Genomic DNA, 16351 nt, shown 5'->3' with positions numbered 1-16351 from the left:
TGCCCTGACGCGGCCGGTCGCGTCAGTTCGCCACGGCAGCGCGATCGGCCGCGCCGAACCTGTAATTGACCCCGACGCGCAGCGTGTCGGTTCTCACCCGCACATCGGAATCGAACGACGTCGCCATGCCGGCCGGCAGGTTCGGCGTCGCGCGGAACGATCCCAGGTTCGCGTGCAGGTATTCGATCCGTCCGGACCAGTTGCCGGCCAGCAGGGTTTCGATGCCGGCACCGGCGGCCCAGCCAAAGCGGAACGTGTCCACATTGTAGGGCGTCGTGACGGGAGCGCCCGCGGCCGTGAAGCCTGCCACTGAACCCGATGCCGTGACGAGGCCAAACGGAACGCCAGCGGTGACGTAAGCGACGACGTTTGGCGTGACCGCGATGCCGATGCGTCCGCGAATGGATGCCAGCCAGTCGAGCCGGTAGCCGAGGTCAGCCGACATCGGCGCATTGAACGGCAGCAGCGCCGCGTTGCAGACCGCGCCGGGACAGTTGCTTGCCGAGCGGCCGTGCTGGTTCGCGTAAGTGAAATCGCCCTCGATCCCGGCGATCACGGGCCCCGCCGTCCAGTCGTATCCGGCCTGAAGGCCGATACCGGCATTGTCGAGCCGCGCCGTCGGCGTGCTGCCGAACAGCGGCGTCTGCGATGCATTGTCGATGAAGCCGGCATATGTGGTGGCGGTTCCCCAGACATAGCCGAGATTGCCGCCGGCGTAGAACCCGCTCCAATCCGAGGCCGGCGCTGTGGTCGCCTTGCGGTAGATCGGGTCCGCTTGCTGTGTCCGCACGGCGCCAATCGGTGCATTTGCAGGCGTCTCGGCGCCGTATTTGACGTTGAGGAACAGTTTGAACGTCCGTCCGGGCAGAAGAATCTCGTCCTTGTGGAATTGCACGGAGTTGCGGATATCGGCGTTCAGGAGATTGTCACCGATGAGGCCAGTCGCGACCTCCACCGGTCCCCAGGGTGAGGTCTGCCATCTCTGCCGGTGCTCGATCTGAAGCTTGAGCAGGTCGTAGCCGTTGGTCGGCGTGTCGAATTCGGCGAAATCGTTCTGCGTGAACGCGTGCAGATAGTTCAGTCGCGTGTACCAGTTGTCGTTGCGCCAATAGACGCCGCCTCCGGCCCGCATCGGCGGGATGCGCGGCACGTTGGTGCCGTCCGCGAAGGTGGCGCGCACGGTATCGAACTGGCCTTCCACGCCGAATATGCCGTCCGAAAGCGGCAACACGTCCCACTGCCACGACAATTCACCGCCGCGGAAAATCGCGTCGCGCTGCGAGTAGGCGACCTGGATGTAGTCGCCATTGCCGCCAGCGACGCAAGTCGCGAAAGTCGCACCGCAGAAATTTCCGGTGGCGCGGCCGTAGATGAACTTGTCGTAGAACGTATAATAGACGTTCGCATTGAATCTGAAGTCGCCGCGCGCCCGTTTCAGGCCGGTTTCCGCAGTGTTGGCCGTCTCCAGCGTCAGGTCCGGACTGCCGATCTTGAAGGTCTTTTCGGAATCGTCCGGACCGGAAGCGAACAGTTCGAGCGCACGCGGAGCGCGCTGGACGCGTTGGAGCGTGAGGCTCGCCTCGAGGTTCGCTGGGAGATCCTTGATCACGCCGAAACTGACGCTGGTCGGCTGGAAGCTCGATTTGGACGGCGAACTCGACGGCGCGTCCGGCGGCAGGTAGGTCGACGGAAAATCGAACGACGTGCCCGAGACGTTGACGGATTCGATGCGCCCGGCAAGCTGCGTTCGCAGCGTGTCGGTATGCCTGAGCTCCTCGAAGAAATAGGCGGCGGCAGTCGTCGTCTGCGCGGGAAGCAGGATAGCCTGGCCGAGGGTGTCCAACTGCTGATAGGCGCCCTGCGTGCCGACGATGCTCCTCAGCATTCCGAGCGGCGTCGAGACCGGCACAGTTTCGAGCTCGAGCTTGCCCTCGGTCTGGCGGTTCTTGAACGTCGCGCCGATGGTCTGGAAATCGCCGAGGTTCGTGCTGTTGACGTCGACTTCGTCGTGCCGATAGTCGGAATATCCGAGCCAATAGCGGACCGCAGCGATGGCTGCGGCATCGGGCCGGTATTCGCCCTTGCTGGCAATCTTGGTCTGCTCGAGCTGATTGTGCTGCTGGCTTTCCGACGAGGCGATGCCCGGGACGTGGTAGTCGCTGGTGAAGCGCGAGATCGACAGGCCGGCATAGCCCCCATCGAACAGATAGGAGCCGCCGATCGAGGCGCCCGCGCTCTGCGTGGCCGAATTCGGCTGTCGCCCATTGAACGCCGGCGCGGGAGTGGGGGGCACGAGATAGGGATAGCTGGGGATGCGATAGTCCTGGGCGCCGCGACCGTAGACGTCGGCATGCACGGCGGCGTTGCCGCTTCCGGCGTCGAGCAACAGCCCGCTCTCCCAGCCGCGGTCGACCGAGGTGACGGCAGACCGCAGCTCCGCGGCCACGCCGCCGATCGGAGCGGCCGTGGGAATCCGGTTGTTGGTCACATCGACGATGCCGCCGACCGCCTGCGATCCGAACCGCAGCGCGCCCGGTCCGCGGAACACCTCGGTCTTCTGGAGCGCCAGCGGATCGATCGGGACGCCGTGATCCTGCGCGATGTCCGACACGTCGACGCTGCCGATGCCGTTTTCCTGGATGCGCACCTTGGCGTCCGACAGTCCGCGCAGAACGGGGCGTGCAGATTGGGTCGACAGACCCGCCGACGTCGCCCCTGGGGCGGTGAAGAACATGTTCCCGAAGCTTGCGCTGGTGTTCGACTGGATCTGGCTGCCGGTCTGGACCGAAGGCGCAAAGGGGGCCTGGCTGGAGGCCGTCGTCGAAGCGGGCGTGGGCGCGGTTGTTGCGTTGCCGGGCGCCGTCCGGTTTGGGGCTCCGCGGTTGGCGCGGCGGGCCGGCTTTGACTGACGGCCTTCGACCGTGACGACGGGAATATCGACCTCGGCCGGCGCAGCGGATGATGCGGGTGACGCTGTTGGGTTCGATGGCTGCGAGGCGGGAGGCGTGGCAGCGTCGGATGGGGCCGGGGTCGCTGAAGGGCTCGGCGCGGCGTGCTCGGTTGGCGAAGCCGCAGGCACCCCGGGAGCGGCTGGCTGGGCATATGCAAAGCCACCGAGACCAATCATGACGATCGATGTCGTGCCCAGAAGAGCCGAACGGGTTACGCGCATGTCCATCTTCAACCCCCGATGCGCAACCGAGGAGACGGATGCGCTTAGTTCATACATTAAAATGTAGCACAAGCTACAATTGCGAGGCCGAGGCTACAGAGTCAAGGGATGGCTGTTGCAATTGCGACGCTGTTGCAAGTGGGTGACAGGAGGGATGCCGTGTGTGCTTGCAATGTCGCCATGGAGAGCCCATGGTCAGATGGTGAAATTCTGGGTTTTCAGATGCGCCGGAAGACTGTGGACGTTGTGACATCGCTTCACGCCCTCCCCACCGAGCAGGCGCAGGCAAGGCGTTTTGGCAAGGCCCGGTCGGCGCGCTCGACTGCAATCCTCGAGGACTACGTCGAGCTGATTGCCGACCTGCTCGAATCGTCCGGCGAAGCTCGCGCCACTGATATCGCGCGCCGGCTCGGCGTGTCTCATCCGACGGCAATCAACACGATCACGCGGCTCAAGCGGGAGGGCTTGGCAATTGCCCGGCCTTATCGCGGTATCTTCCTGACCGAGAAGGGTGAAGCGCTCGCCAGGCGCGTGCGCGCGCGCCACCGCGTGGTGCTGGAGATGCTGCTCGCGCTAGGCATACCCCGGGAAACTGCGGAAGCGGACGCTGAAGGGATCGAGCATCATGTTTCCGAAGCGACGCTCAAGGCATTCTCGGATTTCATTAAGACGTCCGGAGTGAAGAAGGCCAGTTGACGAGCCGTTGAGATCCGCGTGGCTTGGAACTCTAAGCTTCGACACGCGATCCCATCATGGCGGGCATCTGCCTGCGCCTCAGGCTCAACCTTACCGATTGCCCAGCATCGGCAGGTTGAGGGCAAAGTGAGTCTCGCGAAAACCATAAACCGAGCAGCTTTCCATCAAGCCGGACTACTCGAAGTCGCGCAACCCGTTGTGTACGGTCGCCCGCGAGATCCTGCGACCATTATCTTGTGCACGCGTGATGACAGCCCTGACGGTGGCCGGTCGTCCGCCGTCTTGCAGCAGGAAGCTGATCAGGATGACCCGCTGCCTTGTTGGTCGAAGGCCCCGGGCGGCCAATATTCTTCGAAGTTCATCGTCAGACATGGAAACGAAACCGTAGCAGATGCTGCATACGCATTGCCAGGATGGCGCAACGAAACTAGAATCAAGGCGGGCTTCCTCCTGTGCGATTTGAAGGAAGGTCATCACGTACTGGAGGGGGATGGTGTGCCTTAAGCTGAGCATGACGCTGATTGCGTTGGCGACACCTATCGCTACCTCGCGGAGTTCTGGTGTGAGCCAGTGCGGATCATCTTGCTCCTGCTCAGTCATCGGTCGCTCCTGGTCCCAAAGGGAAGCGTAGGGATACATCGGCCGTTCAGGGGCGTGCCGCTTGCTACACAAGTAGCAAGTATCTTCAACAGGATTGTGGGGAGTGGATGACGATGCGGACTTCCGCTTTTGCGGTCTCAGGAAAAGCCCTTGGTACTTCCGAGACTTGGCAGTCGTGCCCCGATGTCTCGACAGGAGCTATAGGGCAATCAACGTCTGCTAGATATCCAAACGAGGTACTACCATAACGGTTGCTTGGCTCATCAATTTGCCCCATAATAATCTTGGCGGCTTGGCTTACCGCAGTTAGGCAAATCGACTTTCCGCGGGGCTTTGGTTACTTTCACGGGGACAAAAGGTCCAAATATTCTACTTACTGTGACGGACGAAGGCCCGGACTTCGACGTGTCTGATTTTACCGAGAAGAACGACTTGGGAGAGGGCTATTCCTTCGTTTTCGTCGATGGCTCAGAAACGTTAAAGCTGACATGTTCATTGAAGAAGTACGATCGGGGGTGCCAAGACGCCACTAGGCTTTCACCCGTGGCTCTTGCAGCTTTTCAGTCTTTGCAAACGAAAGCGGTTTCGAAGATCAAAAGCAACGCGTCCTCTTATGAGGTTGCACCAACCAATGCCCAAAACATCCGAGCGATGTTCGCGTGCGTAGTACCCTAGATTGGACTGCAACGCCCGCGACGGTGCGCTTCGACGGTCACACGAGGGGCCGCCACGACGCTTCGTTGCCATATGGCAGTTGACGCGGCGACCTCCGCGCCTGCGCTGTTCGAGATGATGAAGCCGACATCGGGGAGTCTATCAGTACCCGCCGTAGGATGGGGAAGAATCGGTGCAGACGCCAGCTATTGGATTAAGACGTCTAAGTCAGAAGAGTTTCGGTGTTGGGGCATGTTCTCGTGGGAGGCTCGGCATAACGCTGGAGCCCTTCGAATTCGAGCGTATCGCTCAGTGAGTGGTATCGATTGCGAAGCCGGAAAAGACGCTTCCAGAGCGCCCTAGGTATCGGCGGGTACTCCGTAGGCCACGGCTGTTCTCGCTTGACGGACTGCCGGTTTCTCCAGAGGCGGCTGATTACTTCGATGTCAGCGCGTAGCTCTGCAGTGTGCTCGGTATTTTCCGGTGCATCCCATTCGTATCGCTTCGGCACTGGCCGACTGAAGGGAGGCATGGTGAAACCTGGTGCGCGTAATGCGGCCAAGGTCTCCACCGCGCAGGGATGGTCAGCGCCTTTCTCGACTGCGTATCTATACGAGGCAGCAGTGGGGTAGGTTCTGCCGTGCGCTAGAAATGCGGATTCCGACGAAGTCGCCCGGGTGTACCGATATGAAGTCGCTCGGAGATTCCGAGACGATGTCGCCCACCTTTCCGATTTGATCTCGCCCGGTGACGAGGCATTCTGGCGGTAGCTTCTCTGGCATTTGGCGAGCCGCGTGGTCAACCTGGAATCGCGGCTTGAACTTCTTCTGCTTCTGTTGCGGTTGCTGTGGGCATGTGGGCAACGCCTGGCGTTGTCCAAGCGAAGCGGCATGTCCACAGCGTTACGGGCTCAGGTCTTTCGGGCGGATTGCCGAGTTCGGCGCAGGCTCTCGCCGGTGAGGTCGAGCCGATGGGCATTGTGGACGAGGCGATCGAGCACGGCGTCGGCATAGGTGGGATCTCCAATGAGCAGATGCCACTGGTCCATGGGGAGCTGGCTGGTGACGAGGGTCGAGCGGCGGCCGTAGCGATCCTCCAGGATCTCCAGGAGGTCATGACGGGCGCCGGCATCGAGCGGCTCGAGCCCCCAATCATTGAGGATCAGCAGATCGACACGGCCGAGGCCGCGCAATAGGCGTGGATGGCGGCCGTCGCCGCGCGCGAGAGCGAGGTCATCGAACAGCCGCGGAACACGTTGATAGAGCACGGAGCGATTATCACGGCAGGCCTTGTGGCCGAGCGCCGAGGCGAGCCAGCTCTTGCCGACGCCGGCCGGGCCGCAGATCAGCAGGTTGGCATGGTCGTCGATCCAGCGTCCCTCGACAAGCTTGGCAAACAGTGGGCGGTCGAGGCCGCGCGGGGTGCGGTAGTCAATGTCCTCGACGCACGCCTGCTGGCGCAGCTTGGCGTAGCGCAGGCGAGTGGCGAGCCGTTTGTCGTGCCGCAGCGAGGCTTCACGTTCGAGCAGCAGAGCAAGCCATTCGGCGTGACCGAGGCTGCCAGCCTCGCCGGCGGCTTCGATGTCGGCGAAGGCCTTGGCCATGCCGTGGAGGCCGAGGGCGTTGAGGCGGTCGAGGGTCGGATGGGTGAGCAAGGGATGGTCTCCTAATTGTAGTAGCGCGGTCCGCGGATGTTGGCATGCAGGATCGGCGCATCGTCCGCGGAGCGCTGGTGAGCAGGACGCCGATCGAGATTGTTGGCGAGGATCGACTTGACCGAGCCATAGGTGCGCGCGCCGATGTCGATCGCCCGCGCAGCCGCCGCGTCCAGCCGTTCGCGCCCATAGGAGGCGGCGAGTCTGAGGATGCCGAGGCAGGCGCGGAAGCCTTGTTCGGGGTGCGAGCGCTCGTCGAGAATGAGGTCGCACAATGCGCTGGTCGCCGGCCCGATCGCGGCGGCGTCCTGACGGATGCGCACGATGGTCCAGCCGGCGTAGCGGCGATGGCTGGAGGCCATGTGCTCCGGTACGGTGGTTTGCTTGTGATTGCCACTCATGCGCTGATGCGCGGCAATCCGCTCGCCCTTGTGGAAGATCTCGACGGTGCGGGCGGTGAACCGCACCTCGACCTCGGCACGCGCGAAGCGATGCGGAACGCTGTAATAATGCTTCTCCACCTCGACGTGGTAGTCGAGGCTGACGCGCCGGATCCGCCACTCGGCGAGCACGTAGGGGCTCGCCAGCAACGGCTTGAGCGCCGGCCGGTCGACCTCCTCGAGCAGCCGGCGGCGCGTCACGCCGAGCCGCCGGATCGGCCGCTCCTCGTTGAGCCTGGTGAGCAACTCGCCGATCGCTGCGTTGACCTCGGCGAGGCTGTAGAAGACGCGGTGACGCAGGCGGCCGAGCAGCCAGCGCTCGATGATGAGGACGGCCTGCTCGACCTTGGCCTTGTCGCGCGGCTTGCGCGGTCGCGCCGGCAAGACGGCCGTGCCGTAATGCGCGGCCATCTCCGCATAGGTGCGATTGATCTGCGGGTCGTAGAGGCTCGCCTTGATGACTGCGACTTTGGTGTTGTCAGGCACCAAGAGCGCCGGGACGCCGCCGATCGCCGCGAAGGCGCCAACATGGGCGCTGATCCAGTCGGCGAGCCCCTGCGTCCACGTCGCCTGCGCGTAGGTGAAGCTCGAGGCGCCGAGCACGGCGACGAAGATCTGCGCCGTCCTCCGCTCGCCGGTGAGGCGGTCGACCACCACCGGCACGCCGTCGCCCGCGTAGTCGACGAACAGCTTGTCGCCGGCCGTGTGCGCCTGGCGCATCGTCACCGACAGGGCGTCCCTCCCAGGCGCGGTAAAGCTCGCAGAAGCACGAGTACCGGTATCCGCCGGGCTCGGCGCCGACGTATTCCTCCCACAGGATCGACAGCGTCACGTGCTTGCGCTTGAGCTCGCGGTGCACCGCCGCCCAGTCGGGCTCGGCGATGCGGCGATGACCCTGCCGGTTACCGTTGCCGGTCTTGGCGAACAGGCGGGCCTCCAGGGCCGCATCCGTGAGTTCGTCGGGCAACGGCCAGCTCAGGCCTGCGGCCTCGAACCGCCGGATGGTCAGCCGCACTGTCGAGGGCGCCGCGCCCATCCGCCGCGCAATCTCGCGGCTCGGCAGCCCAGCCGCCTTCATCCTGATCACATCGCGCACACGGCGCATCGCAAGCCTCTCCGTTGGCATCCAGGGTCCCCCTTCGCAAAGCCGAAAGGGGGACCGTAAGGGAGCCAGAAGAGGCCTCGTCACCCGGGCGACATCATCCCGGAACGGTGGGCGACATCATAGCCACCCGAGCCGGATCGGTTGCGAGCTCATGGAGGCTGGTGTCGAGTCACTCCGCAAAGACTCGTTCGACGTGATCGCGGTAGCCCTCGATGGTTTTTTCGCTGCGGTTCTTCCGGATCAGATGTGCATCAAGATATCGATCCCAGGCCTGCCTGAGAGTGATGTTCGCGACCGCCGCACCAATTGGCATCGCCGGAGCGGGACTCATCCGTTTTGTTTGCCTCTCATCCTTCGGATGCCGGCCCCGGCTAATCTGGGCCAGGTACTCCTTGGCAGTCGCGCGCGCAGCTCGGGTCGACATCTCGCTGGCGTCGCCGATGGCAAAGGGCTTCTCGAACACTCTCGTAGCGCGGCGTGCATCTAGAAACTGTGGCGAAGGGATAGTACTGAACTCTTAATCAGCGGGTCCCAGGTTCGAGCCCTGGTGCGCCCACCATTTCAAGGCATTGGTCGGCAAAACCGTTTGAGCAGTGGATTTTTCAAACGGTCTTTTTTGAACCAATCGCCAACAGCGCCCGATAAAGAGGGGCGTCGCGCGACACCTCGGCTGTTCGTTGTGTAGTGAGGCCTGACTGGCTGTCGGCGAATGGCAAGCCACGGGCGCGGCGGCTTGTCCAATGATGGGCTGGACCGAAAATTCAAGTTCTCGATTAACTGGCGGGGTGTGCACGACGTGTGCACCGGGAGATCAAGAAAAATCCTGCGTCGGCCAATCTGGGCAGGCCCCGGAAGTGGGGCCGCATCCGCGGCGCGGCAGTTGGGTTGCCGTTTGGGCCGGCCTCTGTCGTAAGATATCGGTTCCGGCCGGGTCCTATAGCATCGGCTCGAACTGGCAGTGCACGAGCATCTCGGAGACCGACGCATTGTTCGGCATCATGAGCGCAGTTTCCACCAGGCGTGCGATGTCGCCCGGCTGGCTCATCTCGTGGCGTGGGATCTCGTCGTCGTTCAGCGTCATGTCGGTGGCAACGTAACCCGGGCAGATCACCGTCGCCCGGATGCCGGCCGCGCGTCCTTCCCGGCGAATGCCGTGGGTGAGTGCAACCACGGCGAACTTGGTCATCGCGTAGCCAACGTTGCTTCCCACGCGCTTGCCAGCTAGAGATCCCAGATTGACGACACGGCCATGACCGCAGACGGCCAGATGGGGAAGGGTGGCTCTGACGAGGCGCAGGGGACCCTTGACGTTCACGCGCCACATTTCATCCAGCTCGTTCTCGCCCTCGTCGGAGACACGAACCTTCGGATTGATGCCGGCAGCGTTGACGAGGGCATCGACGCCGCCCCACCGCGCGACCGTTGCATTGACCCAGGAGATCGGGCTCTTGGCGTCTTCGGCGTCATAGCGGTACGTCATAAGCCTCTCGCTCTCGGCGAGACGGCTCGGGTCCCGAAGCCCTGCCGACACGCGGAAGCCCGACGTCAGCAGCCGGTCGACGACGGCGCGCCCGATGCCGCGCGAAGCCCCGGAGACCATGACGATCCGATTGCCGACTTCCAACATCCTAGTCCGTCTCCTATGGGTAAGCGAAGAGCACCGCTAAATTTAAGGGGATACGCGCGAGGACGAGTAAGAGAAATTCACTCTGCCTGCATCGGGTGTGCTTATGGCTCGCGCGCCCGACGACTTCCGGCCGGGGATATTGGATGTCCTTATGAGGGCAGAACAAATCCGCTGTATGCGTGCGTCAATCCCCGCACGTAACTTTCCGCCGCTCTGGCTGACTCTAAGCGAGCCTTGCGGATGGGATTTTCGGACTATCGAACGGCGTTGGTGACGGGCGCGTCCTCCGGTATCGGGGCTGCGACGGTTCGTCGCCTCCGCGCCGAGGGGCTCGAGGTTCATGCACTGGCGCGCGATGTCCGCCGGTTGACCAGCCTGTCAGCTGAGACCGGATGTCACGCATGCGCGGTCGATGCGAACGATCTCGGCGCCTTGAAGCGCCTTGCAAGCTCGGCCGAATTCGATGTTCTCGTCAACAATGCCGGCCAGTCGCGGCGCGGCGCCATCCTGGATACCGCGCCGGACGATGTCGACACGCTGGTCGACGTCAATCTACGGGCGGTCCTGCACCTGACGCGGCTGATCGCACCCAGTATGGCGCGGCGCAACCGCGGCCACGTGGTCAATGTCTCGTCAATCGCCGGCCATTATGCCTTCGGCGAGAACGCCACGACATTCAACTCATCCGTGGCCTATCACGCGACGAAGGCCGGCGTTCATTCGCTGTCGCAGCAATTGCGCGTCGATCTCTACGGCACCTGCGTTCGCGTCACCGAAGTCTCGCCCGGGCGTGTCGCGACGAGCGTCTTTCAGAACCAGAACGCTACCGACAATCCGGATGCCCGCTTCGTCGGGGCATTCGAGACACTTCAATCCGAAGACATCGCCGATGCCATTGCGTTCGCGGTCGGATCGCCGACGCGGATGAACGTCGCGACGATCGAGGTAGTACCCACGTTCCAGGTCGTCGGTGAACTGCGATTTGCCAGCCGATCCGAGGCCGCGCGTTTGAAAGACACGAGAAGTGGAGTTGACAATGCCTGAACTCGCAAACCGGCTCAAGACCGTGAAGGTGTCGGCCTCGGCGGCGATGACGGACAAGGCGCGCGAGCTCCGCGACGCCGGTGTCAAGATCGTGGGCCTGTCGTCCGGCGAGCCCGATTTTCCGACGCCGCCGCATGCGATCGAGGCCGCACATCGGGCCGCCCTCGCCGGCGATACCAAGTATCCGGCGCAGCCGGGGACTGTCGCGCTACGGACCGCGGTCCAGCGCAAGTTCAAGCGCGAGAACAATCTCGACTACGCCCTCGACGAGATCCTGATCGCCAATGGCGGCAAGCAGATCATCTTCAACGCGCTGTTCGCGACCTGCAATCCCGGCGACGAGGTCGTCATTCCGGCGCCAGGCTGGATCACCTATGCCGATATCGTTCTCCTTGCGGAGGCGACACCCGTCGCGGTGCCTTGCCCGGAGAACAACCAGTTCAAGCTCCGCCCCGCAGACCTGGAGGCGGCGATCACGCCCAAAGCGAAGTGGTTGATCCTGAATTTTCCCAACAATCCGACCGGCGCTGCCTGTACACGCGAGGAGATGCGCGCGATCGCCGACGTCATGCTGAAGCACCCCGATGTCTGGATTCTCACCGACGACATCTACGAACATCTCACCTACGATGGCTTCGAGTTCTGCACCATCGCGGAGGTTGAGCCAAGGCTGAAGGATCGCGTCGTGACCGTGAACGGCGCGTCCAAGGCCTACGCCATGACCGGCTGGCGGGTCGGCTATTGCGGCGGTCCCAAGGACCTGATTGCGGCGATGAACAATGTCCATGGTCAGGCGACCGGCGGAATCTGCACTGTGAGCCAGGCCGCAGCCGTCGCCGTCCTGGACGGACCGCAGGACTACCTGAAGGAGCGCGCCGACATCTATCGCGACCGGCGCGATCTGGTGGTCAAGCTCCTCAATCGGATTCCGGGCATCACCTGCCACAAGCCCCAAGGGGCCTTCTACGTGTTTCCGAACATCGCCGGTTGCATCGGCAAGACCACGAAAGGCGGGCGGCGGCTGGATACCGATTCCGATTTCATCTCGGCTCTGCTGGAAGAGCAGCATGTCGCAGCCGTGCCCGGGGGCGCCTACGGCATGAGCCCGTACTTCCGCATTTCCTACGCGACCGATACCGAATCGCTGAAGGAAGGCTGCCGACGCATCGCCAGCTTCTGCGAAGGCCTGCGTTGACCGCGCATCGCGATGGCGGCTCGCCCCTGGTGCAGTGCGAAAGATGCAGCAGGCGGCATTCGTCGGTCAAGATCGGAGCAGTATGCCGAACCAATTGTCATAATCCATCCTGATGCCCCTAAACGAAGATGTTCTTGGTCCTGTAGGATGCCGACGCATAAGCTTTGTGCAGCAGAGGGGTATGCCTTGGTATCGCGCAGTCGAGGACGGCCAGCGATGACCACCAGCGACGATGCGGTGGCAGTCTTAGGTGTTCAAGCTCCACCGGCAACCCGGCGGGCATCGCGGTGGCGTCTGGCTCTGCCGGTCGGGCTTCTCGCCATCCCGATGCTGGCGTTCCTCACGTACTTCTTCTTCTATCCGGCGCTGGGGCTGCTGCTCTCGAGCATCCAGACCCAGGACAGCCGCGGCATCATCGGCCGTCCATTCACGCTGGCGCACTACGCCCGTCTGGTCAACGTCGACCTCTACGCGCGCGTGCTCTGGACGACGCTGCGGATCAGCATCATCACCTCGGTGCTTGCGACAGTGCTCGCCTATCCGGTCGCGCTGGTGATGGTCAAGAGCCGCCCGATGATCACGCGCATCATCACCCTGATCGTCATCGCTCCCCTGATCGTCAGCGTCGTCGTGCGCGGATACGGCTGGCAATTGGTACTTCAGAACGGTCCGAAGGGCATGCTGAACTGGATCCTGATGACGCTGCACATCGTGGACGCCCCGATATCGGTCCTCTACACTGAGGCCGCCGTCGTCATCGGATCGCTGCACGTGTTCTTCCCGATGATGGTGCTGCCGCTGGCCTCAGCCCTCGGCAAGATCGATCCAAACCTCGAAGATGCAGCCCGCATGCTCGGCGCGCCGTGGTGGAAGGTGTTCCTCCGTGTGACGCTGCCGCTGAGCATGCCCGGTTTCGTGGCCGGCTTTACCCTGGTCTTTTCGCTCACCGCCGGCTCCTTCGTCATTCCGGCGATCCTGGGCGGCGCCTCGGCTGTCATGCTCGGCAACCTGATCGAGCAGCAGATCTTCGTCGTCTACGACTGGCCGTTCGGGGCTGCGATCGCCGTCGTTCTCGTTGGCCTCGTCCTTGCGGTGAACGGCGTCTCGATGTGGCTTCTGGAAGGCCAGCGTCTCAGGAGGGCCGAGTGATGGACGAGCGGCTTTCCGGCTTCGGCGCCTTTATCCTCTACACCATCACCGCAGCCATGATGCTGTTCATCTTGGCGCCGCTGCTCCTGGTCATGGCGGCGTCGGTTTCCGATTCCTATTTCGTGACGTTCCCCCCGCAGGGCTTCACGTTAAAATGGTACGCCAAGGTTCTCCAGGACCGCGACTTCCTCGAAGCGATGAGACTGAGCATTCTGCTCGCGCTCGGCACGACCGCGGGCTCACTCTTGCTCGGCGTGCCCGCGGCCTTTGCGCTGGTGCGCGGCCATCTCTTCGGTCTGGCGGCGATCAAGGGATTCCTGCTGTCGCCGCTGATTTTCCCGGCGCTGGTCACCGGCCTCGCGCTGCTTCAAGTCCTGACCAAGCTCGGCTCCCAGGATGCGCGGCTCAACCTCCTGATCGGCCATGTGGTCGTGACCTCGCCTTATGTGATCCGCACGGTCGTCACCAGCCTCCAGCTCGTGGATGAGAACCTGGAGGACGCCGCGCGCACCCTCGGTGCCAACCGTCTGCGGACCTTCTGGCGCGTAACATTGCCGCAGATCGCCTCCGGCGTCGCCGCCGGCGGCCTGTTCGCTTTCATGGTGTCGTTCGACAACTACCCGGTCACGATGTGGCTGGCGAATTCCGAATATTCGCCCGTGCCGCTCGTCCTGATGCGGCAGCTGGTCAACGTCTTTGATCCTTCCGTGCCGGCGATGTCGACGATCATCATCCTGATGGCGATGGTCGGCGTGCTGCTGCTCGAGAAACTGGTCGGCCTTCGCCGCGCGCTGGCCGCCTGATGTGCATTGGTTAGATGGAGATTGGACCCATGAAGCTGACACGTAGGACTCTCATTAAGGCCGGTGCATCCGCGGTTGCTTTCCCGACGATCATCAGCCGGTCGTGGGCGCAGGACGCCAAGCAACTGCATGTCGGCGTCTACAACTCCGCGCTGGGCAAGCTGATCCAGAAGGAGGTCATTCCCAAGTTCGAGGCCGAATTCAAGTGCCGCGTCTTCACGATCGAAGGCGCAACACTTTCGAATATCGCTGCTCTCCGAGCGACTCGCGATACGCCGCGCTTCAGCATGATGATGATGGACGACGTAGGCATCCCTCAGGCCAAGCAGGAGGAGCTGATCGACAAGCTCGATGCGGCCAAGATTCCGAACCTCGCGAAGGTCTATCCGCGCTATCTCTTCGAGGACGGCTATGGCGTCGGCTTCTCGATCTCCAGCGCGGCCATGTTCATAAATCCACAGGTGACGAAGCCGCTCGCGAGCTATGAGCAGATCTTTGATGCGAAATATCGCAAGCAGATCCTGCTCAATACGCCCAAGAACACCCAGAGCGTGCTCATGCTCATCGTGGCGACGGCGCTCGTGACCGGCAAGCCGCTGAAGGAGGCGCAATACCTGGTCGATAGCGGCTGGGACAAGCTCGCGACCCTAAAGCCGAACGTGTTGACGATCTACGATAGCGAAGCGCAGGTGCTTCAGGTGGCCCAGGGCCAGGCGATGATCGGCGGCATCGAATATTCGAAGGCGATCTATCCGCACACGGCGAAGGGCATGCCGATCGACATGACCTTCCCCAAGGAAGGCGCGTTCACCGGCATCAACAGCATGACGCTGGTCAAGAATGCGCCCGAGCCGGAGCTCGCCTGTGCCCTGATCAACCGCATTCTGGAGCCCTCGGTCGCCAAGATGCTGTCCGAGCAGACGCTCAGCGCGCCGTCGGTGGGCGGCATCGACTTCAAGCCGGAGACGGCCAAGTTCCTGGCCTATCCCGACACCAAGGCGACCGATCTCGGACTGTTCACGCCGGACTGGAAGTTTATCGTTCCGCGCCGCGGTCCGTGGCTGGAGCGCTATAATCAGGTGTTCACGAGCTAGGACAGGCTGCCATGAGGTCTTCCGAAGTCAGGCTTGACCGCCTCCGTAAGGAATATAACCGCACCATTGCGGTCGACGACGTCTCGCTCACGATCGAGCCGGGCTACATGGTGGCCTTACTCGGTCCGAGCGGATGCGGAAAGACGACCTGCCTGCGCATGATCGCGGGGCTGATCCGGCCGACATCCGGCGACGTCTTCGTCAACGATAGGCGGATGACCGACGTTCCCGTGCATCGCCGCAATGTCGGGATGCTGTTCCAGAACTACGCGCTGTTCCCTCATCTGACCGTCGAAGAGAACATCGCGTTCGGCCTGGAGATGCGCGGAATCGGCAAGGCCGATGCCGCCAGGAAGGTGAACGAAGCACTCAATCTCGTCCAGCTCTCCAGCTTCGGAAAGCGCTATCCGGCCCAGCTCTCCGGCGGCCAGCAACAGCGCGTCGCGCTGGGGCGCGCCCTGGTGATCGAGCCGGCGATGCTGCTGCTCGACGAGCCGCTCGGGGCGCTCGACAAGGGGCTTCGCGAGAGCATGCAGGTCGAGCTGCGCGCCCTTCAGCGCAGGCTCGGGCTGACCACCATCATGGTAACTCACGATCAGGACGAGGCCCTGACGATGGCCGATAAGATCGTGGTGATGCGCGATGGCAAGCTTGAGCAGGTCGGCTCGGCAACTGAGATCTACCAGCGCCCCGCCTCGAAATTCGTCGCGCAGTTCATCGGCGCGTCAAATCTGTTTCATGGGCCGGTCGAGCAGCGCAACGGGAGCGGGGCGGTCGTTCGTGTCTCGCCCGAACTCAGTCTTCAGGTTGATCAGATCCCGTCGTCGGTCAGCGACGTGATGGTTTCGATCAGGCCCGAGGCGATCTTGGTCGAGCGCGTTGGCCAGAGCCCGGCGGCGCAACGCGCCAACAGCGTGACGGCGCGCGTCGACCAGGCCATCTATCGCGGGTTCGTGAGTCACTACTATCTCAAGACGCCGAGTGGCGGTCAGATCATCGTATTCGAGCAGAACCAGTCGCAGCAGGCCGGACTCCGATACGCGGTGGGCGAGGAGGTCGTGGCGCGGTGGGAGTCACCCAGCAATCATGTCATTGCGCGTCACTGAAGCCGGAGGCGA

General features: G+C 63.0%; 13 protein-coding genes and 1 pseudogene. 8 read left to right on the top strand and 6 right to left on the bottom strand.

What is annotated here, in order from left to right; all coding sequences use genetic code 11:
- Positions 1-22: 22 nt before the first annotated feature.
- The gene (locus P6U29_RS31520; protein ID WP_407119462.1) at positions 23-2767 is read right to left on the bottom strand and encodes a TonB-dependent receptor domain-containing protein; all 2745 of its coding nucleotides are present in this window, start codon (positions 2765-2767) and stop codon (positions 23-25) included.
- Between P6U29_RS31520 and P6U29_RS31515 the strand changes: the two genes are divergently transcribed.
- Positions 2733-2909 carry a hypothetical protein gene (locus P6U29_RS31515; protein ID WP_407119607.1) on the top strand — a complete coding sequence of 59 codons (177 nt, stop codon included), beginning with the start codon at positions 2733-2735 and terminating at the stop codon, positions 2907-2909. The two genes, P6U29_RS31520 and P6U29_RS31515, sit on opposite strands and share 35 nt — an antisense overlap.
- Before the next feature lie 371 nt (positions 2910-3280).
- Positions 3281-3868 (top strand): manganese-binding transcriptional regulator MntR, encoded by a 588-nt coding sequence (gene mntR, locus P6U29_RS31510; protein ID WP_407114234.1) that lies wholly within the window; start codon positions 3281-3283, stop codon positions 3866-3868.
- Positions 3869-4042: 174 nt separating this feature from the next.
- On the opposite strand, the gene P6U29_RS31505 is transcribed toward mntR, so the two are convergent.
- The 5 genes and pseudogenes from P6U29_RS31505 to P6U29_RS31485 form a co-directional block, all read right to left on the bottom strand.
- A complete protein-coding gene (locus tag P6U29_RS31505) occupies positions 4043-4468 on the bottom strand; it encodes a hypothetical protein (RefSeq protein WP_407114233.1) in 426 nt (141 codons plus the stop codon).
- A 1564-nt stretch (positions 4469-6032) separates the two neighbouring features.
- Positions 6033-6776 carry an IS21-like element helper ATPase IstB gene (istB, locus tag P6U29_RS31500; RefSeq protein ID WP_407114232.1) on the bottom strand — a complete coding sequence of 248 codons (744 nt, stop codon included), beginning with the start codon at positions 6774-6776 and terminating at the stop codon, positions 6033-6035.
- Between the two features lie 11 nt (positions 6777-6787).
- Positions 6788-8321, bottom strand: a pseudogene (istA, locus tag P6U29_RS31495) (IS21 family transposase).
- 169 nt (positions 8322-8490) lie between these two features.
- Complete coding sequence (locus P6U29_RS31490; protein ID WP_407114231.1) at positions 8491-8784, bottom strand: integrase arm-type DNA-binding domain-containing protein; 294 nt, start codon at positions 8782-8784, stop codon at positions 8491-8493.
- A 471-nt stretch (positions 8785-9255) separates the two neighbouring features.
- The gene (locus tag P6U29_RS31485) at positions 9256-9948 is read right to left on the bottom strand and encodes an SDR family NAD(P)-dependent oxidoreductase (protein WP_407114230.1); all 693 of its coding nucleotides are present in this window, start codon (positions 9946-9948) and stop codon (positions 9256-9258) included.
- A gap of 240 nt (positions 9949-10188) precedes the next feature.
- Between P6U29_RS31485 and P6U29_RS31480 the strand changes: the two genes are divergently transcribed.
- The 6 genes from P6U29_RS31480 to P6U29_RS31455 all read left to right on the top strand — a co-directional run bounded on the left by P6U29_RS31480 (position 10189) and on the right by P6U29_RS31455 (position 16339).
- On the top strand, positions 10189-10992 hold the full coding sequence (locus tag P6U29_RS31480; protein WP_407114229.1) for an SDR family oxidoreductase: 804 nt from the start codon (positions 10189-10191) through the stop codon (positions 10990-10992).
- Entirely contained in the window at positions 10985-12187 is a 1203-nt protein-coding gene (locus tag P6U29_RS31475) for a pyridoxal phosphate-dependent aminotransferase (protein ID WP_407114228.1), read from the top strand. The genes P6U29_RS31480 and P6U29_RS31475 overlap by 8 nt, the downstream gene beginning before the upstream one ends.
- A gap of 216 nt (positions 12188-12403) precedes the next feature.
- A complete protein-coding gene (locus P6U29_RS31470) occupies positions 12404-13336 on the top strand; it encodes an ABC transporter permease (RefSeq protein ID WP_407114227.1) in 933 nt (310 codons plus the stop codon).
- Positions 13336-14139: an ABC transporter permease gene (locus P6U29_RS31465; RefSeq protein ID WP_407114226.1), complete on the top strand. Its 804-nt coding sequence runs from the start codon at positions 13336-13338 to the stop codon at positions 14137-14139. Before P6U29_RS31470 ends, P6U29_RS31465 begins: the two co-directional genes overlap by 1 nt.
- A gap of 29 nt (positions 14140-14168) precedes the next feature.
- Positions 14169-15233, top strand: a complete 1065-nt coding sequence (locus tag P6U29_RS31460) for an extracellular solute-binding protein (protein WP_407114225.1) — start codon at positions 14169-14171, stop codon at positions 15231-15233.
- A gap of 11 nt (positions 15234-15244) precedes the next feature.
- Positions 15245-16339, top strand: coding sequence for an ABC transporter ATP-binding protein (locus P6U29_RS31455; RefSeq protein ID WP_407114224.1), 1095 nt, complete (start codon positions 15245-15247; stop codon positions 16337-16339).
- Positions 16340-16351 lie beyond the last annotated feature (12 nt).

The sequence above is a fragment of the Bradyrhizobium sp. LMG 9283 genome (assembly GCF_045571415.1).
Taxonomy (GTDB): Bacteria; Pseudomonadota; Alphaproteobacteria; order Rhizobiales; family Xanthobacteraceae; genus Bradyrhizobium.
The sequence above is the reverse complement of the archived record's forward strand: the minus strand, read 5'-3'. Positions and strand labels throughout refer to the sequence as shown.

What these genes read in the sequence shown, in the direction of transcription:
- mntR (WP_407114234.1), top strand. Translation starts at nt 3,281, where the DNA reads ATGGCTGTTGCAATTGCGACGCTGTTGCAAGTGGGTGACAGGAGGGAT.
- P6U29_RS31505 (WP_407114233.1), bottom strand. Translation starts at nt 4,468, where the DNA reads ATGACTGAGCAGGAGCAAGATGATCCGCACTGGCTCACACCAGAACTC.
- P6U29_RS31480 (WP_407114229.1), top strand. Translation starts at nt 10,189, where the DNA reads ATGGGATTTTCGGACTATCGAACGGCGTTGGTGACGGGCGCGTCCTCC.
- P6U29_RS31515 (WP_407119607.1), top strand. Translation starts at nt 2,733, where the DNA reads ATGTTCCCGAAGCTTGCGCTGGTGTTCGACTGGATCTGGCTGCCGGTC.
- P6U29_RS31485 (WP_407114230.1), bottom strand. Translation starts at nt 9,948, where the DNA reads ATGTTGGAAGTCGGCAATCGGATCGTCATGGTCTCCGGGGCTTCGCGC.
- P6U29_RS31455 (WP_407114224.1), top strand. Translation starts at nt 15,245, where the DNA reads ATGAGGTCTTCCGAAGTCAGGCTTGACCGCCTCCGTAAGGAATATAAC.
- P6U29_RS31460 (WP_407114225.1), top strand. Translation starts at nt 14,169, where the DNA reads ATGAAGCTGACACGTAGGACTCTCATTAAGGCCGGTGCATCCGCGGTT.
- P6U29_RS31465 (WP_407114226.1), top strand. Translation starts at nt 13,336, where the DNA reads ATGGACGAGCGGCTTTCCGGCTTCGGCGCCTTTATCCTCTACACCATC.
- P6U29_RS31470 (WP_407114227.1), top strand. Translation starts at nt 12,404, where the DNA reads ATGACCACCAGCGACGATGCGGTGGCAGTCTTAGGTGTTCAAGCTCCA.
- P6U29_RS31475 (WP_407114228.1), top strand. Translation starts at nt 10,985, where the DNA reads ATGCCTGAACTCGCAAACCGGCTCAAGACCGTGAAGGTGTCGGCCTCG.